Annotated in this window: 17 protein-coding genes; 11 read left to right on the forward strand and 6 right to left on the reverse strand. The window is 61.3% G+C overall.

The window, feature by feature from the left end:
* Positions 1-126 precede the first annotated feature (126 nt).
* From BLV47_RS04675 to BLV47_RS04685, 3 genes are all read left to right on the forward strand, one after another.
* Positions 127-1,989, forward strand: a complete 1,863-nt coding sequence (locus BLV47_RS04675; RefSeq protein ID WP_092310444.1) for a DUF1302 domain-containing protein — start codon at positions 127-129, stop codon at positions 1,987-1,989.
* A 30-nt stretch (positions 1,990-2,019) separates the two neighbouring features.
* A complete protein-coding gene (locus tag BLV47_RS04680; protein WP_092317040.1) occupies positions 2,020-3,384 on the forward strand; it encodes a DUF1329 domain-containing protein in 1,365 nt (454 codons plus the stop codon).
* A 308-nt stretch (positions 3,385-3,692) separates the two neighbouring features.
* Positions 3,693-6,428: a winged helix-turn-helix domain-containing protein gene (locus BLV47_RS04685; RefSeq protein WP_092310447.1), complete on the forward strand. Its 2,736-nt coding sequence runs from the start codon at positions 3,693-3,695 to the stop codon at positions 6,426-6,428.
* Between the two features lie 37 nt (positions 6,429-6,465).
* Here the strand turns inward: BLV47_RS04685 and BLV47_RS04690 are convergent, their stop codons facing one another.
* From BLV47_RS04690 to BLV47_RS04700, 3 genes are all read right to left on the reverse strand, one after another.
* Positions 6,466-7,368, reverse strand: coding sequence for a LysR family transcriptional regulator (locus BLV47_RS04690; protein ID WP_092310450.1), 903 nt, complete (start codon positions 7,366-7,368; stop codon positions 6,466-6,468).
* Positions 7,369-7,608: 240 nt separating this feature from the next.
* The gene (locus BLV47_RS04695) at positions 7,609-8,946 is read right to left on the reverse strand and encodes a sensor histidine kinase (protein WP_092310453.1); all 1,338 of its coding nucleotides are present in this window, start codon (positions 8,944-8,946) and stop codon (positions 7,609-7,611) included.
* Positions 8,939-9,613 (reverse strand): response regulator transcription factor, encoded by a 675-nt coding sequence (locus BLV47_RS04700; RefSeq protein WP_092310456.1) that lies wholly within the window; start codon positions 9,611-9,613, stop codon positions 8,939-8,941. Before BLV47_RS04700 ends, BLV47_RS04695 begins: the two co-directional genes overlap by 8 nt.
* A 298-nt stretch (positions 9,614-9,911) precedes the next feature.
* On the opposite strand from BLV47_RS04700, the gene BLV47_RS04710 reads away from it, so the two are divergent.
* From BLV47_RS04710 to BLV47_RS04725, 4 genes are all read left to right on the forward strand, one after another.
* A complete protein-coding gene (locus tag BLV47_RS04710) occupies positions 9,912-10,166 on the forward strand; it encodes a hypothetical protein (protein WP_092310462.1) in 255 nt (84 codons plus the stop codon).
* A gap of 163 nt (positions 10,167-10,329) precedes the next feature.
* On the forward strand, positions 10,330-10,830 hold the full coding sequence (locus BLV47_RS04715) for a methylated-DNA--[protein]-cysteine S-methyltransferase (protein ID WP_092310465.1): 501 nt from the start codon (positions 10,330-10,332) through the stop codon (positions 10,828-10,830).
* A 58-nt stretch (positions 10,831-10,888) separates the two neighbouring features.
* A complete protein-coding gene (locus BLV47_RS04720) occupies positions 10,889-11,533 on the forward strand; it encodes an MBL fold metallo-hydrolase (protein WP_092310468.1) in 645 nt (214 codons plus the stop codon).
* Positions 11,534-11,644: 111 nt separating this feature from the next.
* Positions 11,645-12,391, forward strand: coding sequence for a YiaD family glycine zipper/OmpA-like lipoprotein (locus BLV47_RS04725; protein ID WP_047306025.1), 747 nt, complete (start codon positions 11,645-11,647; stop codon positions 12,389-12,391).
* 78 nt (positions 12,392-12,469) lie between these two features.
* Here the strand turns inward: BLV47_RS04725 and BLV47_RS04730 are convergent, their stop codons facing one another.
* Positions 12,470-12,904, reverse strand: a complete 435-nt coding sequence (locus tag BLV47_RS04730; RefSeq protein WP_092310471.1) for a Z-ring associated ZapG family protein — start codon at positions 12,902-12,904, stop codon at positions 12,470-12,472.
* A 144-nt stretch (positions 12,905-13,048) separates the two neighbouring features.
* Here BLV47_RS04730 and BLV47_RS04735 point away from each other — a divergent pair, with 144 nt between their 5' ends.
* From BLV47_RS04735 to zapE, 3 genes are all read left to right on the forward strand, one after another.
* Positions 13,049-13,678 carry an alpha/beta hydrolase gene (locus BLV47_RS04735; protein ID WP_092310474.1) on the forward strand — a complete coding sequence of 210 codons (630 nt, stop codon included), beginning with the start codon at positions 13,049-13,051 and terminating at the stop codon, positions 13,676-13,678.
* 24 nt (positions 13,679-13,702) lie between these two features.
* Positions 13,703-15,058, forward strand: a complete 1,356-nt coding sequence (locus BLV47_RS04740) for a tryptophan--tRNA ligase (protein ID WP_092310477.1) — start codon at positions 13,703-13,705, stop codon at positions 15,056-15,058.
* Positions 15,059-15,146: 88 nt separating this feature from the next.
* Positions 15,147-16,241, forward strand: coding sequence for a cell division protein ZapE (gene zapE, locus BLV47_RS04745; RefSeq protein WP_092310480.1), 1,095 nt, complete (start codon positions 15,147-15,149; stop codon positions 16,239-16,241).
* 42 nt (positions 16,242-16,283) lie between these two features.
* Here the strand turns inward: zapE and BLV47_RS04750 are convergent, their stop codons facing one another.
* On the reverse strand, positions 16,284-17,183 hold the full coding sequence (locus BLV47_RS04750) for a GlxA family transcriptional regulator (protein WP_177431194.1): 900 nt from the start codon (positions 17,181-17,183) through the stop codon (positions 16,284-16,286).
* Positions 17,184-17,427: 244 nt separating this feature from the next.
* Between BLV47_RS04750 and BLV47_RS04755 the strand changes: the two genes are divergently transcribed.
* Positions 17,428-18,567: an acyl-CoA dehydrogenase family protein gene (locus BLV47_RS04755; protein ID WP_092310486.1), complete on the forward strand. Its 1,140-nt coding sequence runs from the start codon at positions 17,428-17,430 to the stop codon at positions 18,565-18,567.
* 57 nt (positions 18,568-18,624) lie between these two features.
* Here BLV47_RS04755 and BLV47_RS04760 read toward each other — a convergent pair whose 3' ends face one another.
* Complete coding sequence (locus BLV47_RS04760) at positions 18,625-19,665, reverse strand: NADP(H)-dependent aldo-keto reductase (protein ID WP_092310489.1); 1,041 nt, start codon at positions 19,663-19,665, stop codon at positions 18,625-18,627.
* Between the last annotated feature and the right edge of the window lie 135 nt (positions 19,666-19,800).

The raw sequence follows: 19,800 nt of genomic DNA on the forward strand, positions 1-19,800 counted from the left end.
GACGGAGCATTGTGGGGTGCTCGCGCCACGCAACTTCGGGCCTGGGGCAGTGTTGATCGACCCGGTATCCGCAGCGTCTTCAGAAGAGCGTACTGCCATAACAATAATGCACATGGAGTAGCGTCGATGACATCAGCAAACCAGTTCTGGCGCCGGGCAAAACTGCCCCTGGCCGTCGGTCTCGCCTCCACGCTCGCCGGGCCGGCATTCGGCGTCAGTTTCAACATCGGTGAAATCGAAGGCAGCTTCGATTCGTCCCTTTCCCTGGGAGCCAGTTGGTCCACCGCCGGGCGCAACAAGGACCTGATCGGGGTCAACAATGGTGGCAAGGGCCTGTCCCAGACCTCCGATGACGGCCACTTGAACTTCAACAAGGGCCAGACCTTCTCGAAGATCTTCAAGGGCATCCATGACCTGGAATTGAAGTACGGCGATACCGGTGTGTTTGTCCGTGGCAAGTACTGGTATGACTTCAAGCTCAAAGACGAAGACCTGGACTTCAAGAACATCAGCGACAACAACCGCAAGGAAGGCGCCAAGTCCTCCGGCGGGCAGATCCTCGATGCCTTCATCTACCACAACTATTCCATCGCCGATGAGCCGGGCTCCGTGCGTTTCGGCAAGCAAGTGGTGAGCTGGGGTGAAAGCACCTTCATCGGTGGCGGTATCAACTCGATCAACCCCATCGACGTATCGGCGTTCCGTCGCCCAGGTGCCGAGATCAAGGAAGGCCTGATTCCGGTCAACATGTTCTACATCTCCCAGGCCCTTACCGAGAACCTCTCGGCCGAAGCCTTCTACCAGCTGGAGTGGGACCAGACCGTTACCGATAACTGCGGCACCTTCTTTTCGCAGCCGGACATCATTTCCGATGGTTGCGACAACAATCTGCGGGTGCTGAACAAGCGCTCGACCATCAACCCGGCAGCGTTCCCGACCCTGAACGCCCTAGGGGTGGACGTTAACAACGAAGGTGTTCTGGTGCGTCGTGGCGCAGACCGTGATGCCCGCGACAGTGGCCAGTTCGGCGTGGCCTTTCGCTACAACTACGAGCCGCTGGATACCGAGTTCGGCGCCTACTTCATGAATTACCACAGTCGCGCGCCGATCTTCAGTGCCCAGGGCGCTGCGTCGCGCTACTACACGATGCCGTTGGGGCCGTTGGCTAGCGCCAGGCCGCTGATCGTGGCAGGCAACTCCAACTACTTCGTCGAGTATCCGGAAGATATCCGTCTATACGGTCTGAGTTTCTCCACCACCTTGCCTACCGGCACGGCCTGGAGCGGCGAATTGAGCTATCGCCCCAATGCACCGGTACAGCTGAACTCCACCGACATCCTGTTTGCCGGCGTGACACCCATTGCCGGCTTTGGCAACGCATCCGTCTTGAAAGGCACTCCCGGGCAGGACCTGCACGGCTATAACCGCAAGGAAATTACCCAGCTGCAGACCACCTTCACGCACTTCTTCGATCAGGTCATGGGCGCCAGCCGGCTCACGCTGGTGGGTGAAGTCGGCATGACTTATGTCGGAGGCCTGGAAAGCAAGACTAAAGCGCGTTATGGCCGCGATCCGGTCTTCGGGCCTGGCACCTTGCCGAACGGTTTCTGCGCCACCCTCAACAGCAGCACCATCGCCGGAGCCGGGGCGGGCACTGATGCCAGCAACCGCACCACCAACTGCAACAACGACGGTTTCACCACCGCCACTTCCTGGGGCTACCGCGGTCGTGCCATCTGGGAATACCCGGATGTGTTCGCCGGTGTGAACCTCAAGCCCAACGTGGCCTGGTCCCATGACGTCAAGGGTTACTCGCCAGGTCCTGGCGGCAACTTCGAGGAAGGCCGCAAGGCCATCAGCCTGGGGCTGGATGCCGAGTACCAGAACACCTACACCGCGAGCCTGGCCTACACCAACTTCTTTGGTGGCGACTTCAGTACCGTGGATGACCGGGACTTCCTCGCCTTGAGCGTTGGCGTGAACTTCTAAGCACACTGCATTTTCAGGAAGAACAACATGATGAAAATCACCAAGAGTCTGTTGCACGTCGGTGTGCTGGGACTGTCACTGCTGGCCACCGGGGTCATGGCCGCGGTTTCGGCCGATGAAGCGGCCAAGCTGGGCACCAGCCTGACGCCGATGGGCGCGGAAATGGCCGGCAACGCCGCCGGCACCATTCCGGCCTGGAAGCCGCTGGCGACCAACGCCGGCGCGGTGGACAGCAAGGGTTTCCTGTCCAACCCCTTCGGCAGCGAGCAACCGCTGTTCACCATCACCGCGCAGAACGTCGAGCAGTACAAGGACAAGCTGGCGCCGGGGCAGTACGCGATGTTCAAACGCTACCCGGAAACCTTCAAGATGCCGGTCTATCCATCCCATCGCGGGGCCACGGTGCCGGCTGACGTGTTCGCCGCGATCAAGCGCAACGCCACCAAAACCAACCTGGTGTCCGGCGGCAACGGCCTGGAGAACTTCGAAACCGCGATCCCGTTCCCGATCCCGAAAAGCGGTGTGGAAGTGATCTGGAACCACATCACCCGCTATCGCGGTGGCAGCGTGACCCGCCTGGTGACCCAGGCCACGCCGCAGGCCAACGGCTCCTACAGCCTGGTGTACTTCCAGGACCAGTTCGTGTTCCGCGACAAGATGAAGGACTACGACCCGAAGAACCCGGGCAACATCCTGTTCTACTTCAAGCAGAAAGTGACCGCCCCGGCGCGTCTGGCCGGTGGTGTGCTGCTGGTTCACGAAACCCTCGACCAGGTGAAGGAACCGCGTTCGGCCTGGGTCTACAACGCCGGCCAGCGGCGTGTGCGCCGTGCTCCGCAAGTCTCCTATGACGGCCCGGGTACCGCGGCCGACGGCCTGCGTACCTCCGACAACCTGGACATGTACAACGGCGCTCCGGATCGCTACGACTGGAAACTGGAAGGCAAGAAGGAGATGTACATCGCCTCCGACAGCTACAAGCTCGATTCGCCGAGCCTGAAGTACGCCGACATCATCAAGGCCGGGCACATCAACCAGGATCTGGCCCGCTACGAGCTGCGTCGGGTCTGGCATGTGGTCGCGACCCTGAAGGAAGGCCAGCGCCACATCTACGCCAAGCGTGACTTCTATATCGACGAGGACACCTGGCAGGCGGCGGTGATCGACCATTACGACGGTCGTGGCCAACTGTGGCGCGTGGCCGAGGCCCATGCCGAGAACTACTACGACAAGCAAGTGCCGTGGTACGCCCTGGAAACCCTCTACGACTTGCAGTCCGGTCGCTACCTGGCGCTGGGCATGAAGAACGAAGAGAAGCAGGCATACGACTTCGGCTTCACCGCTACCACCAGCGATTTCACCCCAGCCGCCCTGCGTCAGGACGGGGTTCGCTGAGCCGCTGCAAATAGAGGCCGCATCCTCTGAAATTGCCCCGACTGGTTCGGGGCTTTTTTTTGCCTGAAAAACCATGCGCTCGGGGAAGTGCACAACAATCCAGGTGGGCTAGGCTGGTTTTCTTCAAGAGAATGAGCAAGTTGCTTAATAAGCATCTGAAATATCGACTGATCAGTCAGATATATCTGACCCATTTGGACATAGTCTTTTTTACCCGAATGGTCGCAAAAATCTTCAACAGGTCGCTTTTTACCGCTAGTCTGCGGGCATCTGCTACGCCGACAACCCTACATCAATAAGAGTTGGCCATGACTGAGCTGTCCTCCCTTCAACGGTCTGCCAGCGCGGTGATTCCCGCGTTGGAAGGGCGTTTCTATCGGCCCCCTCTGCCCGACGGATACGTGCAGCGGCCGCGTCTTTGCGAACGCTTGAGCGCCGGGTTGAAGGGCAGGCTGTTGCTGGTCAGCGCGCCGGCCGGATTCGGCAAGAGCTCGCTGGCGGTGGAGTTCTGCCAGGGCTTGCCGGGAAACTGGCAGAGCCTGTGGCTGGGGTTGAGCCGTCGGGACAGCGATCCCGGACGCTTCCTCGAGCGTCTGCTGGCAGGCTTGCAGCAGTACTTTCCCCAACTGGGCCGGCAGTCTCTCGGGCTGTTGAAAATGCGCCAGCGCCATCAACCCTTCGCCTTTGAAGAGTGGCTCGACGGCCTGCTGGACGAGTTGGCGCAGCACCTGTCCGGCAGTACACCGCTGCTGCTGGTGCTGGATGACTATCACCTGGCCCAGGGCCCGGTGCTGGATCGCTGCCTGCAGTTCTTCCTCAATCACCTGCCCGATGGCCTGGTGGTGCTGGTCACCAGTCGCCAGCGCCCGGACTGGCATCTGGCGCGGCTGCGGTTGTCGCGACAGTTGCTGGAACTCAATGAACAGGACCTGCGCCTGACCCATGACGAGTCCCTGAGTCTGCTGGATCGCCACTGCAGCGCCTTGCGTGGCGAGGCTCTGGAAAGCCTGATTCAGCGCAGCGAGGGCTGGGTAGCGGGGTTGCGTTTCTGGATGCTGGCGGCCTCCGAGGCGGGGGCGCCGGGCAGCTTGCCCCAGGGGCTGCATGGGGGCGAAGGGCTGATCCGCGACTACCTGCTGGAGGAGGTCCTCGACTGTCTGCCCGCCGAAGTCCAGGCGTTCCTCTATGACACGGCGCCCCAGGAGCGTTTTTGCGCCGAGCTCTGCGATGCCCTGCGCGAGGCCCATGACAGTGCCGAAATCCTCGGGTTTCTGCAGGCCCATCAGGTGTTCCTGGTGCCGCTGGACGAACACGGGCACTGGTATCGCTATCACCACCTGTTTTCCGATCTGTTGCGCACCCGACCCACGGCCAATGCCCTGGTGCCGGCCGCCAGTCTGCATCTGCGCGCCTGTCGCTGGTTCAATGCCCAAGGGTTGCTGGATGAGGCGGTGGAACAGGCTTTGCGTGCCGGGCACCTGGATGTGGCGGCCAACCTGGTGCAGAACCTGTCGGAGGAGCAACTGCTGGCGGAGCAGAATGTCGGCATGCTGCTGCGCTGGAAGATGGACCTGCCCGACAGCCTGTTGATCAGCACTCCGCGCCTGATCGTGCTTTACAGCTGGGCCCTGGGCCTGGCCTGCCAGCTGGATGCCGCGCAAGAGTTGGCCGAGCACTTGAGTCGTTTCTTGCCGGCGCCCTCGGCCACCGCGCAGAAGTCGATGCTGGCGCAATGGCTGGCCCTGAGCGGAATCATCGCCCGTGGTCGCGGGCAGCGCGAAAGAACCCTGGCCTATTGCAGCGAAGCCCTGGAAAGCCTGCCGCACAAGCGCTACGGCCAGCGCCTGATGTGCCTGTCGACCCTGTCCAACCTGGCGATTACCGATGCCGACCTGTGGCGCGCCCGCAGTCTCAATCGCGAATCCCTGGAGCTGGCGCAGCGAGTTGGCAATCCGCTGTTCGAGGCCCTGGCCCATTACGATCGGGCCCGGGTCCTGCAGGCGCGGGGCGAGGTGTTCAGAGCGCTGGAGGAGGTGTACCAGGGGTTGCGACGGCTGCAGGGGCTGTCGGCTCAACGGCTGTACGCGGTGCGGGCCCGGCTGACTCTGTATGAAGGCTATCTGCTGACGCTGCGGGCCCAGTCTGAAACCGGTCTGCTGCGTCTGCAGGCCGGGCTGGTGGAGGCCCGGGCCTGTCGCGATATCAGCGTGTTGATCGGCCACTGCGTGATCGCCAAGCAGGAGGGCCTGCGAGGCGAGTTTGCCCGGGCCTTTGCCGAACTCGCCGAAGCCGAGCGCCTGATGCACATCTGGGACGTGCCGCCGATCTACTACCTGGCAATGATCACCCTGGTGAAATGCGAGCTGTGGCTGGCTCAGGGGCGCACCGACCTGGCCGAGGCCTGGCTTGGCCGCCTGGGCCAGACCTACACCGGCGAGCAGGCGGCGGCACCGCCGGAGTTCCATCCGCAACTGCCGTTGCATATCGAGCTGCAGCAGGCCCGGCTGGACACCATCAAGGGCGACGCTGCCAGGGCCGAGCAGCGTTTGCGGCGGTTGGACGAGCATGGCCGGCAGAGCGGCCGGCAACTGTTGAGCGTGATGGCCCTGACCCAGAAGGCTCAGTTATTGCTGGCGCTCGGGCGAGGCCCCGAGGCCCGCCAGGATTTGCTCCAGGCCCTGGAAGCCGCGGTGGGGGGCGCGTTGCAGCCTTTCGAGGGACTGATCGCGCAACATCCCGGCTGGATGCGCGAGCAGTTGCAGCAGGGCTTGCCGACCGCCTTGACCCAGGCGCTGCTGGAACGCTTGCCCGCCACTCCCCGGGAACTTCACGAAGCGGCGGCCCCCAGCGAAACCTTGAGCTCCAGGGAGTTATCGGTGCTGCAACTGATCGCTCAGGGCTGTTCCAATCAGGAGATCAGTGAGCGGCTGTTCATCTCCCTGCATACGGTCAAGACCCATGCCAGCCATATCAACAGCAAACTGGGAGTGGAACGCCGTACCCAGGCAGTGGCCCGGGCCCAGGAATTGGGGCTGCTGGGCTAGGCGCCCGGGTGTGGGGCGAGTCGGCGGCAATGTGCGTTCAACGGGCCAGGTGTTCCTTGCAGTAGTCGGCAAACAGGCGCGCCGGCTTGGTCAACTGGCCACGCTTGAGCCAGGCGGCGACCAGGCCTGAGCCGGTCACCTCCTCGACGATATCCACGCACACCACCGGCTTGCCGTCGTAGGAGCACTGGGAGTGGGGGCGAGTCACCAGGATCGAAAAGCCGAAGCCCTGGCCGACCATGCCCCGCACCATCTCGATGGAGGGCGAGCTGAAGGCGATCTGCGGGGTCAGCCCCAACTCTTCGAACAGGCTGACAAAGTAGGTCCGGCTGGGTTGCACATCCAGCAGGATCATCGGCTCCAGGCTCAGATCGCGCAGTGAAACCTGGGCTTGCTGGGCGTAGCGATGATCGGCCGGCAGCAGCACATAGGGGCGTTGCGCGGGCATCAGCGGCTCGGTTTCGATGGTGCCGTCCAACTCGTGTTCATACAGGATCACCAGGTCGAAGGCGCCCCCGGTCAGGCCTTGCACCAGTTCCTGTTGCTCGCCGTCGCGGATGCGTATCTCCACGCCGGGATAGAGCGCGCTGAAACCGGCGATCAGTTGCGGCAGGTACAGCGGAGCCACGGTTTCAAAGCAGCCGATGTCGATCTGCCCGGACACCACATCATTGTCGGCCAGGGCGTTCTGTTCGAACTCCTTGGCCATGCGCAGCAGTTCCTGGGCCTTGCGATAGAAGCGTGCACCGCTTGGGGTCAGGGACACGCCCAGGGCGTGATGGCGAATCAGCAACTGGACACCGAAGCTGTCCTCCAGGCCCTTGATGGCAGTGGAGATCGACGGCTGCGCGATATACAGCTTGCGCGACGCCTCGGCAACGCTGCCGCATTCGACGGTGGTGATGAAGTACTTGAGTTGACGCAGATTGTAGGTGGCCACAGCGAACCTCGTTCTTTGCCTTGGCGCGGGGGCGGTATGACCCGGTTCTTGAGTGCAGTGCGAAAAGTGCAGTCCGCTTCCTGCAAGCAAGTTATGCACCGACAGGCCCCCGGGCGTGGTTTTTTGTCCGTCAACGATACTCACAAGCGCTGTCGGAGAGGGCCTGGTCTAGGCAGTTTTTTCATCGCTTGTGAACAGGTATTTCCTGGCCTTCAGCGCTCTTGAGCAGAACCCTGGCAGTCAACTCTGAGGCTCTGGAGCGCTCTGCAGTGCAGGCAGTTCTTCGGCGGGCGGGGCGGCATTGAAGTCCAGGGTGACCGTGAAGAGTTGCTGCTCCATCAGGACTTCAATGCGCCAGCCGAGCCGGGCACTGAGTTGCCGCATCAATTCCAGGCCCAGGCCATAGCCAAAGTCGTTGGACGGCTCCAACTGCTTGGCTTCCCGGATGCGGTTGACGATGCGCAGCTGTGGATAGTCGAAACTGATCTCGACGCTGCCTTCATCGGCGTACTGCAAGGCATTGCGCAGGAAGTTGCCCACCACGATGCGGCAGGCGGTCAGGGGCAAGCGGCAGGGCGTACTGCTGATGTCCAGCAGCAGTTCGATATCCCGTGTGCCGATCAGGTAGCGGTGCTCCTCGATCAGTTCGGTGACCAGGCCGCTCATGTCGATGGGCTCCTCGGGCAAGGGTTCGGGCAGTTCCCGGCTCATCCATAGCAAGGTTTCGGCAATGCGCTGCATGTTCAGTACCGAGCGCTCGATACGTTGCAGGGGCGGCGGCAGGACACCGCCGGATTGCAGGGTCAGCAGTTCGATATTGGCCTTGAGCACCGCCAGCGGGGTGCGCAGTTCATGGCTGGTGTAGCGCAGCAGGCGGCCTTCGCGCAGGCTGGCGGCCTGCACCTGCTGCACGCTTTGGGCCAGGGTATCGGCGAGCATGTTGAACTCCTTGAAACCGAAACTCGGCCGCTGGCTGGACACCGCGTCCGCATCCTTGAGGGTCGAGGACCACTGGGCCATGCGCTCCAGGGGCCTTACCAGCCACCAGACCAGCAGGGCGATGATGATCAGCGCCGGGACGAACACCGCCAGGCTGATGAGGTTGACGCCGCGCAACTGGCGCTCGATGTAGGCGTCGGACAGTGGCGTCTCCACTTCGCCGCCTTCTTCCATGTCGTGGTCGACGTCGTACATGTACAGGGTCTTGCCGTCGCTCAGCGGCTGGGCCAGGACCGCCCGTCCTTCATTCTCGTCATCGGAGTCCAGGTCGCCGAAGGCCTGCAGCGCGCCGAAGGACAGGCTGGGCGGGGTGTCCAGCAAGTGGCGGATTTTCTCCGGCAGGGCTTCTTTGCCGATGACGCTGGTATAGAAGTAATTGTGCGGCGGCGGGGTGTTCGGGTCCTTCTTGTAGTGCCTGGCGAAGTACTGGGCTTCTTCTTCCATCATGGCGCTGGCGGTGTAGAGCAGGCCGCGCACGCTGTATTCGGGCAGGAGCAGGCTGTAGATCAGCAAGACGACGGCGATCAGCAGCAGGAAACTGCCGCTGATCACCCATTTCAAACCCAGACCGTTACGCATGTGACCTCATCTGTATGCCAATACCGGGAATGGTGTGGATCAGCGGCTGGCTGAAGGATTTGTCCACGGTCTTGCGCAGCCGGTGCATGTGCACCTTGAGGGTATTGCTGTCCGGCGGTTCATCGCCCCAGACGGTCGCCTCCAGGCGCTCGCGGGTCACGGGTTCCGGGCTGGCGCGCATCAGGCATTCCAGCAAGGTCCAGCAAATGGGCGACAAGTGCAGTTCCTGGCCTGCGCGGCTGACCTTGCGGGTGGACAGTTCCATGACCAGGTCGGCCACTTGCAGGCGGCTGGCCTGGCCACTGCGGCGCATGCTCAGGGCGCGAATGCGGGCTACCAGTTCCGCCAGCTCGAAGGGTTTGACCAGGTAGTCATCGGCCCCGGCGGCAAAGCTGGCGAGCTTGTCGGAAAGGGAGTCCAGTGAAGTGAGCATCAGGATTGGCGTCTGGCTGCCTTGCTGGCGCAACTGTTGGCACAGCTGCTGGCCGTCCAGTCGCGGCAGCATGATGTCGAGGAGGATCACGTCGTAGTGCTGGCTCAGAGCCAGGTTAAGGCCGGTCTGGCCGTTGCTGGCGTGGTCGCAGACGATGCCGCTGATTTCCAGGTATTCGATGACGGTATTGGCCAGATCGAGGTTGTCCTCGACCAGCAGCAGGTTGATATGCACGGGTATGTCCCCCTGGACCCTTGGCGCTCAGGGAAGGAAGGATAGCGGAGTCGGATAGGGTTCTACCTATGTTTACCCAGTGTTAACCCGGCGCGGCCTAAGCTGGGGATCAACTCGTCCGGAGTGCCGTCTGCCGTGAACCTGTTTTCAGTGGTCAAAGGTGTCTTGCTGCTTATGATTGTCTTGCTCCTGATGGCCTGTGTACTACCCTCCTGGGGGCCTCTGGTGCGCCTGGGGCAGGGAGGCCCATTGAATTGGTTGGCGATGGGGCAGGGCAAGGAGCCAGTAGGGTCGGATTATGTCGCCAGTACTTTCTGATGACTCCGGCGCCCGTTACACCGATCAGTTGGTGGGGTGTCTGGTGTTGATTCTTTGTGTATCGATTTCCCTTGGGGTGTATATCGTGCGTCTGAATGCGCAGATCGACAGTCAGCGCGAGCTGGCGCCGGTGCGTTTGCTCGAATGCGGCCAGGGCCGCGGAGCCTTTATCGTCGATCCCCGTGGGCATCGCAGCAGCAGTGACAATTGTTACCTGGTGGATGAGGACGACTAGCCTCAGGCACGCTCGATGCGCGGAATCTGCTCCATGGGATTCAAACGCAAGAAACGTGGTTCTTGCGCTTGAATCTCCCTTTACAGTGCAGGCTCTCGAGAGGACGGTGCGGCATGCGCAAGATGCCCGCCCGACTCCACTGGCGGACTGAAGGAGAGCTGAGATGTCCTGCGTATTCAAATTGATGGCGTCCCCGGTTGGCCAACTGACCCTGGTCGCCAGGGGAAGCAAGTTGGCGGCGATTCTCTGGGAGCATGAACGGCAGAATCGGGTTCGTCTCGGGCCGTTGCAGGAAGCGGCCGATCATCCGCTGTTGCGGGAAACCGAGCGTCAGTTGCAAGAGTACTTTGCCGGCAGCCGCGAGCGTTTCGAGCTGGAGCTGGATTTTGCTGGCACCGAGTTCCAGTGCCTGGTCTGGCAGGCGCTGTTGACCATTCCATTCGGTGAAACCCGCAGCTACGGCCAGATTGCCCGGCAGATCGGCCACCCCAAGGCGGTGCGGGCAGTCGGGGCGGCCAATGGCCGGAACCCGATTTCGATTGTTGCTCCCTGTCATCGCGTGATCGGCGCTTCGGGAAGCCTGACCGGCTTTGCCGGTGGGCTGCAGGCCAAGCAGTATCTGCTGGCGCTGGAAGGCGAAGAGACGCTGCAACTGAGGTTCTGAGTCAGCGGTGGCGGCGAGCTGTGCCAGAATGGCCGATCGTTTTTTCTGGAGCCTTGTCATGAGCGCCGTTACCCCCAGCCTGATTCGCGAGACTTTTCCCGTTGGTCCGTTGCAGTGCAACTGCACCATCATCGGTGACCCGCTGACCAAGAAAGCCATAGTGGTCGATCCGGGCGGCAATCCGGACTTGATCATGGCCCGCCTCGATGCCCTGGGGCTGAAGGTGGTGAGCATCATTCACACCCACGCTCATCTGGACCATTTCCTGGCCTCGGGGCAGATGAAGGAAAAGACCGGCGCCACCTTGCACCTGCACAAGGACGACCAGTTCCTCTGGGACAACCTGGAGATGCAATGCAGCATGTTCGGCGTGCCCTTTACCCCGGTGCCGTCGCCGGACCGCTGGCTGGATCACGAGGAAGAGTTGGCCTGTGGATGCGGCGTGGCCTTGCATACCCCCGGGCATACCCCGGGTTCCATGAGTTTTTGGTTTTCTGAAGCTAAGCTTCTGATTGCTGGCGACACACTGTTCAAGCGTGGGGTCGGACGCACGGATTTGTGGGGCGGAGATCAGGCCACCCTGGTGCGTTCGATCAAGCAGCGTTTGTACACCCTCGACGAAGACGCCACAGTGGTGGCCGGGCACGGTCCAGACACTCGGCTGGGGGATGAAATGCGTCAGAATCCGTTTGTGAGAGCCTGAGGATTTACTCTGCTGCTCACGGAATTTTTGCCGTTTCGCGTGTTCCAACGCCAGCAAAGGTCTGTTGCCAACGTCCGCTGCACCACAGAATGCAAAAAGTAGGAGCTTTCCATGTTCACCTCGCGTCGTTTGATTGTTGTCGCTACTGCTGTGGCCTTGTTGTCCGGCTGCGCTTCGCCTAACCCCTATGACAATCAGGGGCAGGCCGACGGCGGCTCGTCGGGCATGAGCAAAACTGCAAAATACGGTGGCCTGGGTGCCCTGGCCGGTGCCTTGGCCGGTGCCGCCATCGACCACAACAACCGTGGCAAGGGGGCGCTGATCGGTGCCGCCGTGGTGGGTGCATCCGCCGCCGGTTACGGTTACTACGCCGACCAGCAGGAAAAGAAACTGCGCGCCAGCATGGCCAATACCGGGGTTGAAGTGCAGCGCCAGGGTGATCAGATCAAGCTGATCATGCCGGGTAACATCACCTTCGCCACCGACTCGGCGAACATCGCTCCCAGCTTCTATCAGCCGCTGAACAACCTGGCCAACTCCCTTCGCGAGTTCAACCAGAACCAGATCGAGATCGTCGGCTACACCGACAGCACCGGCAGCCGCCAGCACAACATGGACCTGTCCCAGCGTCGTGCCCAGAGCGTGGCTACCTACCTGACGTCTCAGGGCGTGAGCAGTGCCAACCTGTCCGCTCGCGGCGCCGGCCCGGACAACCCGATCGCCAGCAACGCCGACGTCAATGGTCGTGCGCAGAACCGTCGGGTGGAGGTCAACCTCAAGGCCATTCCGGGTCAGCAATATCAACAGCCCAACCAGCAGTATCAGCAGCCTTACCAGCAGCAAGGTCAGCAGTACTAAAAGCGTCCCTGGCGAAACCCAGGCACAAAAAAGCCCGCCCGATGCAGATCGGGCGGGCTTTTTAATGGCTGAGGCGTATTACTTCTTCAGGCCGTATTGCTCGTCGAGCATGCCGGGGGCATTCGGCGCCTTTGGCGCGTAGTCCCGTGGCGGCTCCTGGTCCCGCGGTGGTGTCAGGCGTTCACGAGGAGCCTGCACCGACTCCGAGTGCAGGGCGGCCAGCAGGCGCTGGCGGGTCAGTTCGTCCAGGGCCAGGCGGTTGGCGCCCTCGGCGAGATGGTCCTGCACTTCCTGATAGCTCTGGGTGAGTTTTTTCACCAGGGTGGCAGTGCTGTTGAAGTGGGTGACCACTTCGTTCTGATAATTGTCGAAACGTTCCTGAATATCGTCTAACTGACGCTGCGTGCGGTTAGGCGCGGCATTGGGCAGCAGGCGAGCAACCAGGAATCCAATGGCGACACCCGCGACCAGGGCAAGAGTCGGCAACAACCAAACTAAGAGCGAGTGTTCCACGAGTCCTTCCTCTATAAACGGCTTTGCTTTACGTTAACGGCTCGAACCTGCGCTGTATACCGCGATTCACTCGCAATAGATTGGCACAGACCATTTGCTAGACGAGTCGACCCCCTTCGAGGTCACGGAGTTCCTTCCTTGCTAATGCGTGAAACCCCTGTAGTGATTGCCGGCCCTGTGGGCCAACTGGAAGCCCTGTATCTGCAGGTGCCCGATGCTCGTGGCGTGGCGCTGATCTGTCACCCCAATCCGGTGCAGGGCGGCACCATGCTCAACAAGGTGGTGTCCACCTTGCAACGTACTGCGCGGGATGCCGGGTTGATCACCTTGCGTTTCAACTATCGCGGCGTGGGCGCCAGTGAGGGCAGTCACGACATGGGCAGTGGCGAAGTCGATGATGCCCAGGCGGCCGCGCAGTGGCTGCTGGCCCAGCATCCGGGGCTGCCTTTGACCCTGCTGGGGTTCTCCTTCGGCGGCTTTGTCGCCGCCAGCCTTGGCGGGCGCCTGGAAGCCCAGGGCGTGCAGCTCAAGCACCTGTTCATGGTCGCGGCGGCGGTGACCCGCCTGCGTGAAAGTGACCTGCTGCCGCAGAGCTGCCCACTGACCCTGATCCAGCCGGAAACCGATGAAGTCATCGACCCACAGGCAGTCTACGACTGGTCCGACGCGCTTGTTCGCCCCCATGAGCTGCTGAAAGTGGCAGAATGCGGACACTTTTTTCATGGCAAGCTCACCGATCTGAAAGATCTGGTGCTGCCGCGACTTTCGAATTGATAGCAGTCTGATAAGCGATTACCCATGACTACTCGTACGCGTATCCTCACCGGCATCACCACCACCGGCACCCCGCACCTGGGCAACTATGCCGGTGCGATTCGCCCGGCGATCCTTGCCAGTCGCGATAGCAATGCCGACTCCTTCTACTTCCTGGCCGACTACCATGCGCTGATCAAGTGCGACGATCCGTTGCGCATCCAGCGCTCGCGTCAGGAGATCGCGGCCACCTGGTTGGCCGGTGGCCTGGATGTGGAGCGCGTGACTTTCTATCGCCAGTCGGACATTCCGGAAATCCCGGAACTGACCTGGTTGCTGACCTGCGTCGCGGCCAAGGGGCTGCTCAATCGCGCCCATGCCTACAAGGCTTCGGTGGACAAGAACCTGGAAGCCGGTGAAGACCCGGATGCCGGCATCACCATGGGGCTGTACAGCTACCCGGTACTGATGGCCGCGGACATCCTGATGTTCAACGCCCACAAGGTGCCGGTCGGCCGGGATCAGATCCAGCACGTGGAGATGGCCCGTGATATCGGCCAGCGCTTCAATCACCTGTTCGGCCAGGGCAAGGAATTCTTCGCCATGCCCGAGGCGCTGATCGAGGAAAGCGTCGCCACCCTGCCGGGGCTGGACGGGCGCAAGATGTCCAAGAGTTACGACAACACCATCCCGCTGTTCACCAGCGCCAAGGACATGAAGGACGCGATCTCGCGGATCGTCACCGACTCCAAGGCGCCGGGCGAAGCCAAGGACCCGGACAACTCTCACCTGTTTACCTTGTTCCAGGCCTTCTCCACCCCGGCGCAGGCTGCCGAGTTCCGCGCGCAATTGCTTCAGGGCCTGGGTTGGGGAGAAGCCAAGAACCGCCTGTTCCAATTGCTGGACGCCGAGCTGGGCGAAGCCCGCGAGCGCTATCACCAGTTGATTGCACGCCCGGCGGACCTGGAAGACATCCTGCGTGCCGGCGCCGTCAAGGCCCGTGCCGTAGCCACGCCGTTCCTCGCCGAGTTGCGCGAAGCCGTGGGCCTGCGCTCCTTTGCCAGCCAGGTGCAGGTTGCTGCCACGACCAAGAAAAAGGCCGCCAAGGCTGCGCGCTTCATCAGCTTCCGTGAAGACGATGGCCGTTTCCGTTTCCGCCTGCTGTCTGCCGATGGCGAGCAGTTGCTGCTGTCGCGCCACTTCGCCGATGGCAAGACGGCCGGTGCGGTGAGCAAACAGCTGCAGTCCGGGCAGGCGCTGGATCTGCGCAGCGAAGCCAGCAGTTTCAGCGTCTGGCTCGAAGGTGCCTGTGTGGCTGACAGCCCTGAGTTCGCCGACGCTGCCGCGCGTGATGCGGCCATAGAGGCGCTGCGGATTGCGCTGACCCCAGTGCAGGACTAATCGGAATCTTCCCGACCAAGGGCTGATTGCCATTCCCCAGGGCCGTCGCTAAAGTGACGGCCCGTTTTTGTTGCCTTGCTAACGAATTATGACGCCCCTAGAACGATACCAAGCAGATCTGAAACGCCCGGACTTCTTTCATGACGCGGCACAGGAAACCGCTGTGCGTCATCTGCAGCGTCTGTACGACGATCTGATTGCAGCCGAGCAAAACAAGCCGGGGCTGCTCGGCAAGCTGTTCGGCAAGAAGGATCAGGCGCCGGTCAAGGGTCTGTATTTCTGGGGGGGGGTAGGGCGCGGCAAGACCTATCTGGTGGATACCTTCTTCGAAGCCCTGCCGTTCAAGGAAAAGGTTCGTACGCACTTTCACCGCTTTATGAAGCGCGTCCACGAAGAGATGAAGACGCTGGGGGGCGAGAAGAATCCGCTGACCATCATCGCCAAACGCTTTTCGCAAGAGGCGCGGGTGATCTGCTTCGACGAGTTCTTCGTCTCCGACATCACCGATGCGATGATTCTTGGCACCCTGATGGAAGAACTGTTCAAGAACGGCGTGACCCTGGTCGCCACTTCGAACATCGTTCCGGACGGTCTGTACAAGGATGGCTTGCAGCGCGCGCGCTTCCTACCGGCGATTGCCCTGATCAAGCAGAACACCGAGATCGTCAACGTCGACAGCGGTGTCGACTACCGTCTGCGGCATCTTGAGCAGGCCGAGCTGTTTCATTACCCCTTGGATGAAGCGGCTCATGAAAGCCTGCGCAAGAGCTTCCGGGCGCTGACGCCTGAATGCACTCAGGCGGTGGAAAACGATGTGTTGATCATCGAGAACCGCGAAATTCGTGCCCTGCGTACCTGTGATGATGTGGCCTGGTTCGATTTCCGCGAGCTGTGCGACGGTCCCCGCAGCCAGAACGATTACATCGAACTGGGCAAGATCTTCCACGCGGTGTTGCTCAGCGGCGTGGAGCAGATGAGCGTGACCACCGACGACATTGCCCGGCGCTTCATCAACATGGTCGACGAGTTCTACGACCGTAACGTCAAGCTGATCATCTCCGCCGAGGTCGAGCTCAAGGATCTGTACACCGGTGGACGCCTGACGTTCGAGTTCCAGCGAACCCTCAGCCGGTTGCTGGAGATGCAGTCCCACGAGTTCCTGTCGCGGGCACACAAGCCGTAAGAGTCGCCAAATGAACAAGGGCCTGCATTGCAGGCCCTTTTTTTATGCCGCCTGTTGCTGGAACTGCTGGCGGTACTGGTTGGGTGAGAGTTCGGTGTGCTGGCGGAACAGGCGGGCAAAGAAGCTGGCGTCGTCGTAGCCGACTTCGTAGCTGATGGTCTTGATGCTCTTGCGCGTTCCCGAGAGCAGGCCCTTGGCGGTTTCAATCCGCAGCCGCTGCAGGTAATGCAGAGGCTTGTCGCCGGTGGCGGTCTGGAAGCGGCGCATGAAGTTGCGAATGCTCATGCCATGCTCGCGGGCTACGTCCTCGAAGCGGAACTTGTCGGCGAAGTGCTCTTCGAGCCAGTGCTGGATCTGCAGGATGATCACGTCCTGATGCAGCTTCTGGCCGCCAAAGCCGATGCGTCCGGGGGCGTAGTTGCGTTGCACTTCGTAAAGGATGTCCCGAGCCACGGCCTGGGCTACGTTGGCGCCGCAGAAGCGTTCGATCAGGTAGATGTACAAGTCGCAGGCTGAAGTGGTGCCGCCGGCGCAATAGAGGTTGTCGGCGTCGGTCAGGTGCTTGTCCTGATTGAGCTGGACCTGGGGGAAGCGCTCGCTGAAGGCGCTGAAGAAGCGCCAGTAGGTGGTGGCTTCCTTGCCGTTGAGCAGCCCGGTTTCGGCCAGCCAGAACACGCCGGTGGCCTCGCCGCAGAGCACGGCACCGCGGGCGTGCTGGGCACGCAGCCAGGGCAGTATCTGTGGATAACGCTGGCACAGGGTGTCGAAGTCGTCCCAGAACGCCGGGAGGATGATCACGTCTGTGTCTTCCAGCGGGCCGTCCACCGGCATGATCACGTTGCTGAAGCTGCAAACCGGCTGGCCATCGGGACTGACCAGGCGGGTTTCGAAGGCCGGGGTCAGGCCTTGGCCCAATTGTTTGCCGTATCGCAGGCTGGCCAGATGGAAGAAATCCTTGGCTTGCATGAGGGTGGAGGCGAATACCCGGTCGATGGCCAGGATGCTGACGCGCCGCAAGGGCGTGGAGGTTTGGTTAGACATAATTCAATTATTCTTATAGGGGAAAGTGGTCACCAGACGGCTGGATCGTCTTATTTTTTGTCGGATGTGTCCAGTGTCCCGTGCAAGTGGCTGGCCTTAGGCTCTGGCAGCTAACCCATGATCAATAAACATCACAGGTGCCTGCATGATCCCTAGAACCTTGTTCAGTTCCGAGCACGAACTCTTCCGTGACAGCGTGCGGACGTTCCTTGAAAAAGAGGCTGTGCCTTTCCATGGAGAGTGGGAAAAACAGGGCCATATCGACCGCCAGTTGTGGAACAAGGCCGGGGAGGCGGGGATGCTGTGCTCACACATTCCCGAGGAGTACGGCGGCCTGGGTGCGGATTTTCTCTACAGTGCGGTGGTGATCGAGGAGATCGGTCGGCTGGGGCTGACGGGCATTGGTTTTTCTCTGCATTCGGACATTGTTGCGCCCTACATCCTGCATTACGGCAGTGAGGCGTTGAAACACAAATACCTGCCCCGTCTGGTGTCGGGTGAAATGGTGACGGCCATCGCCATGACCGAGCCGGGCGCCGGCTCCGACCTGCAAGGGGTGAAGACCACGGCGGTGCTCGATGGCGACGAGTATGTGATCAATGGCTCCAAGACCTTTATCACCAACGGCTATCTGGCGGATCTGGTGATTGTGGTGGCCAAGACCGATCCCAAGGCCGGGGCCAAGGGCACCAGCCTGTTTCTGGTGGAGGCCGATACGCTGGGGTTCTCCAAGGGCAAGCGTCTGGAAAAGGTCGGGATGAAGGCTCAGGACACTTCGGAGTTGTTTTTCCAGGATGTGCGCGTGCCCAGGGAAAATCTGCTGGGACAGGCTGGAATGGGATTCGCCTACCTGATGCAGGAGTTGCCTCAGGAGCGCCTGACCGTAGCCATTGGCGGTTTGGCCAGCGCGGAGGCGGCGCTGCAATGGACCTTGGAATACACCCGTGAACGCAAGGCTTTCGGCAAGGCAATTGCCGATTTCCAGAACACCCGCTTCAAACTGGCGGAAATGGCCACGCAAATCCAGATTGGCCGGGTGTTTGTCGACCGCTGCCTGGAGCTGCATCTGCAAGGCAAACTCGATGTGCCGACGGCTGCGATGGCCAAGTACTGGGGCACCGATCTGCAGTGCGAGGTGCTCGACGAGTGCGTGCAGTTGCACGGCGGTTACGGCTTCATGTGGGAGTACCCGGTAGCCCGGGCCTGGGCCGACGCCCGGGTACAGCGCATTTATGCCGGGACCAACGAGATCATGAAGGAAATCATCGCCCGCTCACTCCAGTAGCGGGCTTGCCGGCGAATGGGCGACGCCTATTCGCCGGCAAGCCAGGTCCTGAAGTTTTTAAGGGGCGGGGTTGGGGTGGTCCTTGTGAATCGCCTCGATCCCGGCCAGGACTTCCTGTGACAATTTCAGTTCGGCACTGGCGATGTTGCTGTCCAACTGTTCCAGGGTCGTGGCGCCGATGATGTTGCTGGTCACGAACGGCTGCAGGTTGATGAAGGCCAGGGCCATTTGCGCTGGGTCCAGCCCGTGTTCGCGGGCCAGGGCGACGTAACGGTCGCAGGCCGCTTCCGACTGCGGATTGAAGTAGCGGCTGAAGCGGCTGTAGAGGCTCAGTCGAGCCTTGGCTGGCCGCGCGCCGTCTTGGTATTTGCCGGACAGGTAGCCAAACGCTAGGGGCGAGTAGGCCAGCAGGCCGCATTGTTCGCGAATGGCGATTTCCGCCAGGCCCACTTCAAAGCTGCGGTTGAGCAGGTTGTAGGGGTTCTGGATCGAAACCGCGCGAGGCCAGCCACGGCTTTCGGCCAGGGCGAGGAACTTCATGGTGCCCCAGGGCGTTTCATTGGACAGGCCGATATGGCGAATTTTGCCGGCCTTGACCTGTTCGTCCAGGGCTTCGAGGGTTTCTTCCAGCGGGGTGAAGTCTTCGTCGGCCTGGTGCTTGTAGCCCAGTTGACCGAAGAAGTTGGTGCTGCGCTCGGGCCAGTGCAACTGATAAAGGTCGATCCAGTCGGTCTGCAAGCGCTTGAGGCTGGCATCCACGGCTTCGATTATGTGTTTACGGTTGTGCTTGAGCTGTTTGTCGCGGATGTAGTCAATGGTGTTGCCGGGGCCGGCGATCTTGCTGGCCAGGATCCAGTCGGCACGGTCGCCGCGCTGTTTGAACCAGTTGCCTATGTAGCGCTCGGTGGTGGCGTAGGTGTCGGCCTTGGGTGGCACCGGGTACATCTCGGCGGTGTCGATGAAGTTGATTCCGGCGTGTTTGGCTCGCTCGATCTGAGCGAAGGCTTCAGCCTCGGTATTCTGCTCGCCCCAGGTCATGGTGCCCAGGCAAATTGCGCTCACGTTGAGGTCGGTTCGGCCCAGCTGGCGGTAGTCCATCGGGTACTCCCTTGGCAAAACAATCATAAAAGCAGGTTGAAATTTTTTTCGCAATCTGCATAATTCGGCAGCTCTTTCTGCAGTGGAAGTGATGCGCCGCCTGCCGAAGAATCTTGCCGTATCCCAGACGCGCTG

It is taken from the genome of Pseudomonas saponiphila (genome assembly GCF_900105185.1).
GTDB classification, from domain to species: domain Bacteria; phylum Pseudomonadota; class Gammaproteobacteria; order Pseudomonadales; family Pseudomonadaceae; genus Aquipseudomonas; species Aquipseudomonas saponiphila.

Coding starts and splice junctions, on each gene's coding strand:
- BLV47_RS04675 (WP_092310444.1), top strand. CDS start 127: ATGACATCAGCAAACCAGTTCTGGCGCCGGGCAAAACTGCCCCTGGCC.
- BLV47_RS04680 (WP_092317040.1), top strand. CDS start 2,020: ATGAAAATCACCAAGAGTCTGTTGCACGTCGGTGTGCTGGGACTGTCA.
- BLV47_RS04685 (WP_092310447.1), top strand. CDS start 3,693: ATGACTGAGCTGTCCTCCCTTCAACGGTCTGCCAGCGCGGTGATTCCC.
- BLV47_RS04695 (WP_092310453.1), bottom strand. CDS start 8,946: ATGCGTAACGGTCTGGGTTTGAAATGGGTGATCAGCGGCAGTTTCCTG.
- BLV47_RS04710 (WP_092310462.1), top strand. CDS start 9,912: ATGTCGCCAGTACTTTCTGATGACTCCGGCGCCCGTTACACCGATCAG.
- BLV47_RS04715 (WP_092310465.1), top strand. CDS start 10,330: ATGTCCTGCGTATTCAAATTGATGGCGTCCCCGGTTGGCCAACTGACC.
- BLV47_RS04720 (WP_092310468.1), top strand. CDS start 10,889: ATGAGCGCCGTTACCCCCAGCCTGATTCGCGAGACTTTTCCCGTTGGT.
- BLV47_RS04725 (WP_047306025.1), top strand. CDS start 11,645: ATGTTCACCTCGCGTCGTTTGATTGTTGTCGCTACTGCTGTGGCCTTG.
- BLV47_RS04735 (WP_092310474.1), top strand. CDS start 13,049: ATGCGTGAAACCCCTGTAGTGATTGCCGGCCCTGTGGGCCAACTGGAA.
- BLV47_RS04740 (WP_092310477.1), top strand. CDS start 13,703: ATGACTACTCGTACGCGTATCCTCACCGGCATCACCACCACCGGCACC.
- zapE (WP_092310480.1), top strand. CDS start 15,147: ATGACGCCCCTAGAACGATACCAAGCAGATCTGAAACGCCCGGACTTC.
- BLV47_RS04755 (WP_092310486.1), top strand. CDS start 17,428: ATGATCCCTAGAACCTTGTTCAGTTCCGAGCACGAACTCTTCCGTGAC.
- BLV47_RS04760 (WP_092310489.1), bottom strand. CDS start 19,665: ATGGACTACCGCCAGCTGGGCCGAACCGACCTCAACGTGAGCGCAATT.